Annotated in this window: 8 protein-coding genes and 1 tRNA gene; 3 read left to right on the top strand and 6 right to left on the bottom strand. The window is 61.8% G+C overall.

The window, feature by feature from the left end; translation table 11 throughout:
- Nucleotides 1–78 precede the first annotated feature (78 nt).
- Nucleotides 79–978 (bottom strand): LysR family transcriptional regulator, encoded by a 900-nt coding sequence (locus ACK8OE_RS16540; RefSeq protein WP_410273465.1) that lies wholly within the window; start codon nucleotides 976–978, stop codon nucleotides 79–81.
- 136 nt (nucleotides 979–1,114) lie between these two features.
- Here ACK8OE_RS16540 and ACK8OE_RS16545 point away from each other — a divergent pair, with 136 nt between their 5' ends.
- Both ACK8OE_RS16545 and ACK8OE_RS16550 read left to right on the top strand, forming a co-directional pair.
- Nucleotides 1,115–1,945 carry a pirin family protein gene (locus ACK8OE_RS16545; protein WP_410273466.1) on the top strand — a complete coding sequence of 277 codons (831 nt, stop codon included), beginning with the start codon at nucleotides 1,115–1,117 and terminating at the stop codon, nucleotides 1,943–1,945.
- Nucleotides 1,946–2,134: 189 nt separating this feature from the next.
- The gene (locus ACK8OE_RS16550) at nucleotides 2,135–2,746 is read left to right on the top strand and encodes an FMN-dependent NADH-azoreductase (RefSeq protein ID WP_272741539.1); all 612 of its coding nucleotides are present in this window, start codon (nucleotides 2,135–2,137) and stop codon (nucleotides 2,744–2,746) included.
- A gap of 43 nt (nucleotides 2,747–2,789) precedes the next feature.
- Here ACK8OE_RS16550 and otsA read toward each other — a convergent pair whose 3' ends face one another.
- Genes otsA through otsB form a run of 3 tightly spaced genes read right to left on the bottom strand, consistent with a single transcriptional unit; the run spans nucleotide 2,790 to nucleotide 6,849 of the window.
- Nucleotides 2,790–4,241 (bottom strand): alpha,alpha-trehalose-phosphate synthase (UDP-forming), encoded by a 1,452-nt coding sequence (otsA, locus tag ACK8OE_RS16555; protein WP_410273467.1) that lies wholly within the window; start codon nucleotides 4,239–4,241, stop codon nucleotides 2,790–2,792.
- Between the two features lie 9 nt (nucleotides 4,242–4,250).
- Nucleotides 4,251–6,110, bottom strand: a complete 1,860-nt coding sequence (locus ACK8OE_RS16560) for a glycoside hydrolase family 15 protein (RefSeq protein WP_410273468.1) — start codon at nucleotides 6,108–6,110, stop codon at nucleotides 4,251–4,253.
- Entirely contained in the window at nucleotides 6,103–6,849 is a 747-nt protein-coding gene (otsB, locus tag ACK8OE_RS16565) for a trehalose-phosphatase (RefSeq protein WP_410273469.1), read from the bottom strand. The genes ACK8OE_RS16560 and otsB overlap by 8 nt, the downstream gene beginning before the upstream one ends.
- Nucleotides 6,850–7,248: 399 nt before the next feature.
- Between otsB and ACK8OE_RS16570 the strand changes: the two genes are divergently transcribed.
- Nucleotides 7,249–8,820, top strand: a complete 1,572-nt coding sequence (locus tag ACK8OE_RS16570) for an alpha-N-arabinofuranosidase (protein WP_410273470.1) — start codon at nucleotides 7,249–7,251, stop codon at nucleotides 8,818–8,820.
- Nucleotides 8,821–8,888: 68 nt separating this feature from the next.
- Here the strand turns inward: ACK8OE_RS16570 and ACK8OE_RS16575 are convergent, their stop codons facing one another.
- On the bottom strand, nucleotides 8,889–10,010 hold the full coding sequence (locus ACK8OE_RS16575) for an alpha/beta hydrolase family protein (RefSeq protein ID WP_410273471.1): 1,122 nt from the start codon (nucleotides 10,008–10,010) through the stop codon (nucleotides 8,889–8,891).
- 230 nt (nucleotides 10,011–10,240) lie between these two features.
- Nucleotides 10,241–10,317, bottom strand: a tRNA-Arg gene (locus ACK8OE_RS16580).
- Nucleotides 10,318–10,521: the final 204 nt, after the last annotated feature.

Below are 10,521 nucleotides of genomic sequence, written 5' to 3' on the forward strand. Positions count from 1 at the left end.
CACATATGAACTTAAACGTTTCACCAAGCCTGACAAGCCCCTTTTCGCACCCGCAACAATCTTCCGTAGGCGGCGCGTTTACAAGACCTCATTAGCGAAGCGCAGGGCCAGAAAATCGACCAGCGCCCGCACCCGCGCCGTGCGCGAACGTCCGGGCGGCATGACGGCGCACAGCGGCACGGTGGTATTATACTCCGGCAGGATGGGCACCACCTGCCCCGACGCTATGGCCTCGCTGCTGATAAAGGCCGGCAGGCGCGCCACGCCCAGACCCGCCACCGCCGCGCTGAGCAGCATGTCGCCATTGTCCGACCTCAGCCGCACCGGGATACGCACCATGCGCTCCTCACCATTGACCACGAAGCGCCAGACGTCGCCGGGGGCGACATTGGTGTAGAGCAGGCAATCGAGTTGCCCCAGATCGTCGGGCGTCTGCGGCGTGCCCTTCTGGCTCAGATAGTCGGGGCTGGCGACGATCATGCCGTTGATATGCCCGATCCGCCGCGCGATCAGCGTCGAGTCGGTCAGTTCGCCGATACGGATCACCACGTCAAAGCCGCCGCCCAGCACATCGACCTTGCGGTCATCAAAGCTGACATCCAGCTCGATGCGCGGGTTGCGCACGGCAAACTCGGTCAGGACGGGGGCGAGGTGCGACACGCCAAAGCTCAGCGGTGCCGACAGGCGAATGGGCCCGGCGACCTCCAGCATGGCGTCATTGACCGCCTCCTGTGCCGCCTCAAGCTGTGCCATGGCTTCGCGCGCCTTAGCGTAATAGAGCGCGCCCACATCGGTGGTCTGGGTGCCGCGCGCCGTGCGCGTCAGAAGCCGCGCCTTCAACTGGTCTTCGAGGTGCGCCACACGGCGCGAGACGATGGACTTGGCCACCCCCAGCCGGTCAGCCGCTCGCGCAAAGGAACCGGTTTCCACCACCAGAAAGAAGGCGTTGAGATCTTCGAGATCGACTCCGGGGGTCATGGGTGTCCCTCCTTCCAGCGTTGCTCTGAGCGAAACACCGGGGTTCATTTTTGCAGGCTTCTGACAACGCATAAACCCGGCTATACGTCTCGTCAACACGGGGAGCCCCCGCTCCCCCGTTTGGAAAGACACCACCATGACCACACAACGCAGCGTTACCCGCCTCGTGCGCGGCCTGCCAGCCACCGATGGCGCGGGCGTCAAGCTGACCCGCGTTCTGGGCACGCAGGCCCTGCCGGAGGTCGATCCCTTCCTGATGCTGGATGAGTTCCGCTCCGACGACCCGCAGGCCTATATTGCCGGCTTCCCTGACCATCCGCACCGCGGCTTCGAAACCATCACCTACATGCTGGCCGGGCGGATGCGCCATAAGGATTCCAAAGGCAATGAAGGCCTTCTGGGCCCCGGCGACGTGCAATGGATGACCACGGCGCGCGGCCTCGTCCACTCCGAAATGCCGGAGCAGGAAGACGGCCTGATGCAGGGCTTTCAGTTGTGGCTGAACCTGCCCGCCAGGGAAAAGATGCTCGACCCGCAATATAAGGACGTGCCCGCGAACACTATCCCGGTGGTCCGCCATTCCGATGCCTGGGTTAAGCTGCTGGCCGGGACCTATCAGGGCCAGACCGGGCCGATCCAGTCGCCGACGACGAAGCCGTTTATCGCCGATGTGTCGCTCGACGGTGGGGCCGGCCTCACCCTGCCCGTGCCCGCAGGCCATGCCGGTTTCGCCTATGTCTTCGATGGCGACGCCCTGATCAACGGTCAGAGCGTTGCACGCGGTCAGGCGGCGGTTTTGAGCGACGGTGCCGAACTGCCGCTGTCCGGCGGTCTTGACGGTGCTCGTGTGCTGGTCGTTCTGGGGCAGGCACTGAAGGAGCCTATCGCCCGCCACGGTCCGTTCGTCATGAACACGCCGCAGGAAATCTATCAGGCCTTTGCCGACTATCAGGCCGGGCGCTTTTAGTCTTGCCCCTCGCCGGGCGGTGGCTGCGCCACCTTGGCCGCCGCCTCAATGGCGGCTTGAGCGGAGTGATTATAGAAATCCCTCCCCACTTAACCCCTGATGCCTGACCCGTCCCCTCTTGACGGGTCAGGTTTACCCCCAAGATAGAATCGTATCTGTTACGGTTATCTTTTACGCAAGGAGACTACCATGTCCAAGGTTCTCATCGTCAATTCCTCGATCAAGGGCGAAGGCTCGATCTCACGCCAGCTGGTCGAAACCTATAAGGATAGCCTGCTGAAGGCCGACGCCAAGACGCAGTTCATCGAACTCGACCTCGGCCTCAACCCGCTGCCGGTGCTGAGCGCCTCGAACATCAACGGCTTCTTCGGCAATATCGGCGAAAGCGCCGAAGCCTCGGCTCTGGCCGAAACCGTCGAAGCGCGCGTGTCGGAACTTGAGGCCGCCGACATCCTCGTCCTCGGCGCGCCGATGTACAATTTCGGCATGTCGGCCCTGCTGAAGACGTGGTTTGACTACGTGCTGCGCGCCGGTCGCACCTTCCGCTACACCGAGTCCGGCCCGGAAGGTCTGGTCAAGGGCAAGAAGGCCGTGGTCATCGAAACGCGCGATGGCAAATATTCCGAAGGCCCCGCCTCGGTGATGGACTTTCAGGAAGGCCATATCCGCACGCTGCTGGGCTTTATCGGCATCACCGACGTGACCTTTATCCGCTCGGAAGCCATGGCCTTCGGTCCGGACATCAAGGCCGCGGCGATTGAAAGCGCCGCCAAGGCCCTGAGCGAACTGGCTGCCGCTTAAGCTATGCCGCCTCCTCCCTGTGCCTCAGGCGTAGGGAGGAGGGTTAGCTGGCCACCGGTAAGGTCACGATGCGGTCGTCGGACTGTCCGCCCGGAAAGGTGTCGCCATCCGGCGTCACCTCGCCTTCGTCCCTCAGCTTGGCCACAAAATCGTTGCGCCACCACACCACGTCCTCGGCCATCACGCCGTGCATCAGGTCTTCGTGGCGTTGCTTACGTTCCTTGAGCGGCATGTGCACCGCCTCGGCAATGGCTTCGGCCATGGCCTGACGGTCGAACGGGTTGACGATCAGCGCCGCCTGCATCTGCGCCGCCGCCCCGGCAAATTCCGACAGGATAAGCACCCCCGGATCGCGTTCGTCCTGCGCCGCCACAAACTCCTTGGCCACCAGATTCATGCCGTCGCGCAACGGCGTCACCAGCCCGACGTGCGAGGCGCGATAGATCCCCGCCAGCTCATCCCGGCGATAGGCGCGGTTGACGTAGCGCACCGGCACCCAGTCGATGGTGGCGTGTTCACCATTGATGCGCCCGGACAGGCTGTCGAGCCGTGCGCGCAGTTCCTGATAGGTATTGACCTCCTCGCGCGTCGCCGTGGCGATCTGCATCAGGAAGACCTCACCCTCCATGCGCGGATGGTTGTTGAGGAACTGCTCATAGGCCAGAAAACGCTCCTCCAGCCCCTTGGAATAGTCGAGCCGATCAACACCAGTGATCATCTTGCGCCCGGCCTGCGAATTGCGCATCAGATTGTAGAAGGCCAGCGCCTTGTCCGAGGTGGCGGCCGCCGTAAAATCCTCGCTGTCGATGCCGATGGGGAAGGCCCCGGCGCGGATCGTCTTGCCAAAGGCGCGCAGACGGCCATCGGGCAACATCTCGCCCTCGGCGGCGTGCACCACATATTCCTGAAAGGCATTGAGACTGTCTTCGGTCTGAAAGCCGAGCAGGTCATAGTCGAACAGGGTTTCCACCAGCTCGCGATGCTTGGGCAGGGTCTGAAACACGCGCATAGCCGGCCACGGAATGTGCAGGAAGAAGCCAATGCGGTTGCTCACCCCGTGCTTGCGCAGCATCGAGGCCAGCGGCAGCAGGTGATAGTCCTGCACCCACAACAGGTCCTCTTTCTCGACCAGCGGAAACAGGGTGTCGGCAAAGCGCTGATTGACCCGCAAATAGCCCTCGTCAAAGCTGCGCTCAAAGGCCACGAGGTCGGTGCGGTAATGGAACAGCGGCCACAGGGTGCGGTTAGCGTAGCCGTTGTAATATTCCTGCACGTCCTGCGCCTCAAGATCCGTCAGGGCGACGGTGACGCCGCCGATCTTCTGGATCGACAGATGGCCGGTAAAGGCCTCGGTCGTTTGCCCGGACCACCCGAACCAGATGCCGTTTTCTTCGCGCAAGGCCGCCGACAGGGCCATGGCCAGCCCACCCTGCGTGCCGACGCTGGCATCGCTCGGCGGGTTGACGCGGTTGGACACAACGATCAGTCGCCCCATAGCAGTCTCCTATCTGACATCGCGCCACGGGCGGCTGAGCAGCCCGGCGCAGTTGATGATCCCGACCAGCGAATAGGTTTGCGGGTAGTTGCCCCACAACTGGCCGTCGTCGTAGGCCGTATCTTCGGACAGCAGACCGGCCGCGGTCCGCCGTTTCAGCATCCCTTCGAACAGGGTGCGCGCCTCATCGCTGCGGCCCGCATGGTGCAGGGCCTCGATCAGCCAGAAGGTGCAGAAGTTGAACGCCGTTTCCGGCTCACCGAAATCGTCGGGCACGGCGTAGCGCAGCATGTGCTCGCCGCGCCGCAACCCCGCCTCGACCGCCGCCAGCGTCGCCAGATGGCGCGGATCGTCGGGCGTCAAAAAGCGCAGGTCGATCATCTGAAGCAGGCTGGCATCCAGTTGCGCGTGGTCGAAACAGGCGCTGAAACTGCCGCCTTCACCGCAAAAGGCGCGTGATTCGATGGCAGCGCGGATGGTGCGGGCGTGGCCGCGCCACACCTCGGCGCGGTCGGCCAGCCCCAGCGCCAGAGCGGCGTTTTCCAGCCGGTCACAGGCCGCCCAGCACATCAGGGCCGAATAGGTATGGATGTTGGACAGGGTGCGGTATTCCCACAAACCGGCATCGGGCTTGTCAAACACCTCCAAAGCCCGCTCGCCCATGCGTTCCAGCGCGCGGAAATCGCTTTCCGTCCCCGGTTGCAGTAGCCGCTGATCGAAGAAGGCGTGCACCGCCGACAGGACGATCTGCCCATAGACGTCGTGCTGATGCTGGATATAGGCCAGATTGCCGACGCGCACCGGCCCCATGCCGCCATAGCCGGGCAAGGCCGCCGCCTCGGTTTCCGGCAGTTCCGGGCCGAAGCCGATACCATAGACGGGCTGGATCGGACCCTCGCCCGCCTGATCGACGATATTGCGCAGATACTTCAGGTAGTTTTCGAGGATATCGACGGCCCCCAGCCGCGTCAGGGCCTGCACCACATAATAGGCATCGCGGATCCAGCAATAGCGGTAATCCCAGTTGCGCCCGGAATCCGGGGCTTCGGGGATGGAGGTGGTCATGGCCGCCACAATGGCACCCGTCTCTTCATAGACGCACAGTTTGAGCGCGATGGCGGCGCGGATGGTCGCCTCCTGCCACTCCAGCGGCAGGGAGAGGGTTCGCACCCAGCGCTTCCAGTAGGCGTCGGTCTGCTCGTACATGTCGCGCACCCCTTGCAGGATGCCGGTCGAAAACGGCTCATCCGGCCCCAGGAAAAAGGCCAGCGGTTCCTCGACGCGGAAGGTGCGTTCGTTCAGCAGGTGCGAGACGGGGCAGTTGGTGGTCAGGCGCAGGTCGGTGTCCGTGCCCATAAAACGGATATGGTTGGAGCCGAAGGAATGCGGCGCCCGCTCCGTACCATAATCCCGCATGGGCCGCAGCCGCACCCGGATGCGTGGTGCGCCGCTCAGGGGCCTCAGCAGGCGGCAAAAGGCCACGGGGCGGTACTGCCGCTCATGGTGGCGAAAGCGCGGGCAGAAGTCGAGAATCTCAAGCTGTGCACCCTTTTCGTCGGTCAGGACGGTGCGCAACACTGCGCTGTTGCGTTCATAGGCCTGTTCGGTGCGCGCCAGACCGATCAGGTCAATGGCCCACACCCCCTGCGCCGTGGCTTCCGTCGCCGCTACACCGCTCAGCAGATTGCTGAACGCCGGGTCGCCATCAAAGCGCGGGATGCAGGCCCACACCCAGTTGCCGCGGTCGTCGATCAGAGCCGACACCGTGCCGTTGCCGATCAGCCCCAGATCGAGCGTATGGCTGAGCGGCCCGCTACGCGGGGCGGAGGTGGTCGCCGTGACCGGCACGGCAGACGACTGATCAGGCATGATGCGTCACCCCCGCATCCAGCCAGTCGAGCACGGCCTGCACATTGGGCAGGCGGAAGGACGCGGCACTGTCTCTCGCCTCCCCCACAAGAATGCCGAAGCCGCCCAGTTGCGCGGCCGCCCGGAAGGCGTGTTCATCGGTCAGGTCGTCGCCGACAAACACCGGCCGAAAGCCTTCAAACGGCGGCTCATTCATGAACGCACGCAAAGCGTCGCCCTTGTCCGGGCCCGGCGCGCGCAGCTCGACCACACGGTCGCCCGGTTGCAGCACCAGAGGCGAATTTTGCGCGATATTGGCGGTGATGGTTTTCACCATGCCCTCGGCCTGCGGATTGAGGCGGTAATGCACGCCGATCGACGGCCCCTTGGCCTCGATCAGCACCCCGGATTTCTGCTCCGCCAGCCCGCTTAAGACCAGTAACGCCTGCTCCAGCGCGTGGCGCACCGGCTCGGTCAGGATCTGGTCGCGGCGCTCCCCTTCGGCATCGCGGCGCTCCAGCCCGTGTACCCCCGCCACAGCCCGCACCGTATTGCCGGTAATATAGTCAATCTCAGCAATCGACCGGCCCGACAGAATGGCCAGCCGTCCGCCCAGCACGCGGCGCGCCCGCCCCAGCAGGTCGGTGCGCCGGGGCTCCGGGCCGACATCCTCCGGACGCGGGCGGATGTGGGCCAGAGTGCCATCTATATCGAGGAACAGCGCAGTCGTCCGCGCGTCCAGCCGCTCAGGTAATATCATACGTCAAACCGTCAATGTCATGGCTTCGCAAAGCAAAGCCTCTGGCCGCAGAATCGGGCCGGTCAGCGGGGCACAAAGGTCGAAAGGCGCACCGCAGGGTCAGGCGTTATAAATGGCCGAACGGGCCATAAGGATGCCATTATTAAAGGGCGCTTCGCTATGTCGCTGTTGAGGCCGAAGCGTAAGCACCTGACCACCTTACACTTTTGCCGTTCACGCAGAGGTCAAAAGGCCGTCATACGCGCGTGACCGCTATTCAATCGGTTGCACACAGGCTCAATAGTGTTGATTTCACCCAAGGCCGTGCTAATTGTAGGACATAATAAGAGGCCGGGGAGGCAGTGCCACCTGCCAACGTCCCTACCCCGCCCGACACATCACTCCCAAAGAGGTAACCCCATGTTGAAATCTCTCACCGCCCTGGCGCTGACGGCTGTTGCCGGCTGTTCGGTCACCGCCGCCTTCGCGGCTCCGGCCAAAATCGACGCCACCCTGAAACCCGATCAGCCCGGTCTGGAAATCCCCCGCCACATCTACGGTCAGTTTTCCGAACACCTCGGCCTCGGTGTCTATGAAGGCATCTGGGTGGGCAAGGACTCGTCCATCCCTAACACGCGTGGCATCCGCAATGACGTGGTGGCGGCCCTGAAAGCCATCAAGATGCCGAACGTCCGCTGGCCCGGCGGCTGCTTCGCCGATGAATACCACTGGCGCGACGGCATCGGCGATCCGGCCAAACGCCCGGTGCGCAAGAACAACTGGTGGGGCGGCACGCCGGAAACCAATCAGTTCGGCACGCACGAATTCTTCGATTTTGTCGAGCAAACGGGCTCGGAAGCCTATCTGGCGGTCAATGTCGGCTCGTCCAACCCGACCGAGATGCGCGAATGGATCGAATATATGACCTCCCCCGGTGAGGACGATCTGGCCAAGGAGCGCCGCGCCAATGGCCGTGACAAGCCGTTCAAGGTGCCCTTCATCGGCATTGGCAACGAAAGCTGGGGCTGCGGCGGCGAAATGCGCCCGGAATACTATGCCGACGTCTATCGCCGTTTCTCGGCCTTCTTCCATAAGGGCACGGACAATCCAGCCGTGCGTGTCGCTTCGGGCTCCAATGCCGACGACGTCAACTGGACCGACGTCGTGGTCGGCAGTGCCGGCAAGCGCATGGACGCCATCTCGCTGCACTATTACACCCTGCCGACCGCCAACTGGTCGAAGAAGGGGCCGGCGACCAACTTCCCGGTCGATCAGTGGTATTCGACCTTCTATCAGACCTCGCGCATGGACCAGATCATCCGTGACCACAGCGCGGCCATGGACAAACACGATCCGAACAAGCGCATTGCCCTCTATGTCGATGAATGGGGCACCTGGTACGATGTTGAGCCCGGCACCAATCCCGGCCACCTCTATCAGCAGAACACCCTGCGTGACGGCATTGTGGCGGCCTATAATTTCAACATCTTCCACCGTCATACCGACCGCGTAAAGATGACCAATATCGCCCAGACCATCAACGTCCTTCAGGCCATGATCCTAACCGACAAGGAAAAGATGGCCCTGACGCCGACCTATTACGCCTACAAGATGTACGTGCCGTTCCAGGACGCCACCCTCATCCCGCTCGACGTGACCGCCCCGAACCTGCAAGGCAAGGACGGCAAGGGCGTGCTTCAAGACTATCCGGCCTTTAACGTCACCGCCGCCAGGGCCAAGGACGGCAAGACCTATATCGGCGTGGCCAATACCAACCTGACCGAAGGCTATGTGCTGAACATCAATCTCGGCACGCTGAAAGCCAAGTCGGTGTCGGGTGATGTGCTGACCGCGGACAAGATGGACGCGCACAATGTGCCGGGCCAGCCGGAAACCATCTCTCTGGCCCCCTTCAAGGGCGGCAAGATCAAGAACGGCACGCTGGAACTGACCATCCCGGCCAAGTCGGTCGTGGTGGTAAAGCTGGACTAAGAGCTTTTATTTTGAAGCGCTTTGCACCCCCTGCGTCTTCGGATGCAGGGGGTTTTTTGTGGGTAAACTCAGTGCCTCGTCTGCGCCTGCACCCACTCGGTCACAAGGCGCAAGACATCTGCGTTCACGGTTTCAGCTATGGCCGCATATTCTGACGGGGCACCCGTCCGGGCCTTTTGAAGTTGATGATTGAGGGCCGGCATTTCCACAATTGTCGCATTCTGACGGCTAAGCAAACGACGCATTGCGGTCAGATTTTCTTGGGCGGGAACCTGCCTATCAAGACCGCCCTGAACGACCAGAACCGGTATGGAAAGTGATTTGAGATAAGGTTGAGGGTCGAACATCATCAATTCGAGTCCCAACGGACTCGTCAACCCAGCTATGCCATTTTCCGCCTCTTGCCGCGATAGCTGACCGCTCTCCACTAAGGGTTTGGCCATCACGATTAGTGCGTCCCGCGCGGCCTGGGCATCCGATGCCCCTTGCACAATGTCAAACACTTGCCGGTAAAACCTATCGCGCGCGGATATCTCCGCTTCGCTGGCCCCTTCTGCCCGCGCGAGTGAAGCTTTCTGCAAAAGGTTTATGTCAAGGTAAGGCAGGGCCGGTGCGGAAACCAGCACAAGAAAGGCGATCTGATCATCCGCCTTAGCGAGAACCGGCGCAATGTAGCCTCCTTCTGAATCCCCCAAAACGCCAATGTGCTCTTGCGCAACGTCTGAACGGGTTTTGAGGTAATGCAAAGCGGCCTGAGCATCACTTGTGAAATCCGTGAAACTCGCCGTGCTGTAATTCCCTGTAGATTTACCTACGCCCCGTTTATCGTACCTTAGCACCGCAATTCCGGCCCGATTCAGCGCATCGGCAAGCACAAGAAACTTTCTGCGAGCAAAGCCTGCCGAGGCTTCATCCCGATCGTTAGGGCCCGATCCATGCAACAATACAACAGCAGGGAAAGACGCCTGCCCGGCAGGCTTGGAAAATGTCCCCGCCAGCACCACATCCGGATTTTTGGTGAATATTCGAACCTCTTCAATCTTATAAGGTTTTACCGTCTTTTCGACGGCAATTTCCTGAGTGGGAATGGTGGCTCCTTGACCAAATGAAGAGGCCGTGTGGAGGAGATAAACAGACACGAACGCAAAAAGGAGCGTACCAACAAACCCGTATGTGGTTGTGCGTCTCATGCCTTTTCCCCCTTAGGCTTGGCATCAGCTTCGGGTTTCGGCGTGTCCAATTTGAGGCAGACCGCGCGCACCCGGCGCGATTGATGCGCCGCGTTTTAACGCGGCTTACCCCTTCGGGGCGCCTTCGGCGTCGCGCGCCCGTATCTCATCGCGCCGAACGCAGGTGCCTCCAACCGGCAGAGTCCCCCATAAACAAACAGCCTCCCTCAAAAGGGGAGGCTGTTTGTTTATGGCGCACCCGGCGCGATTCGAACGCACGACCTTTGCCTTCGGAGGGCAACGCTCTATCCAGCTGAGCTACGGGTGCCCGTTGGGGCGTAAGGCCTGTTTGGCCCTTGGACAGGGCGGACCCTAAGCTAAACCGCTTGGGCGCTCAATCCTAAAAACGCAGTCGCCCCCGACTTTTGCCACGACTTTTCAAAGTCACGCCAACAGGGCTCTCGACAACAAAAAAGGCCGAACGCTAAGCGATCCGGCCTTTGATATATTTGTGCATGAAGGGTTGTAGCTT

It is taken from the genome of Asticcacaulis sp. W401b, assembly GCF_046503825.1.
Taxonomy (GTDB): Bacteria; Pseudomonadota; Alphaproteobacteria; order Caulobacterales; family Caulobacteraceae; genus Asticcacaulis.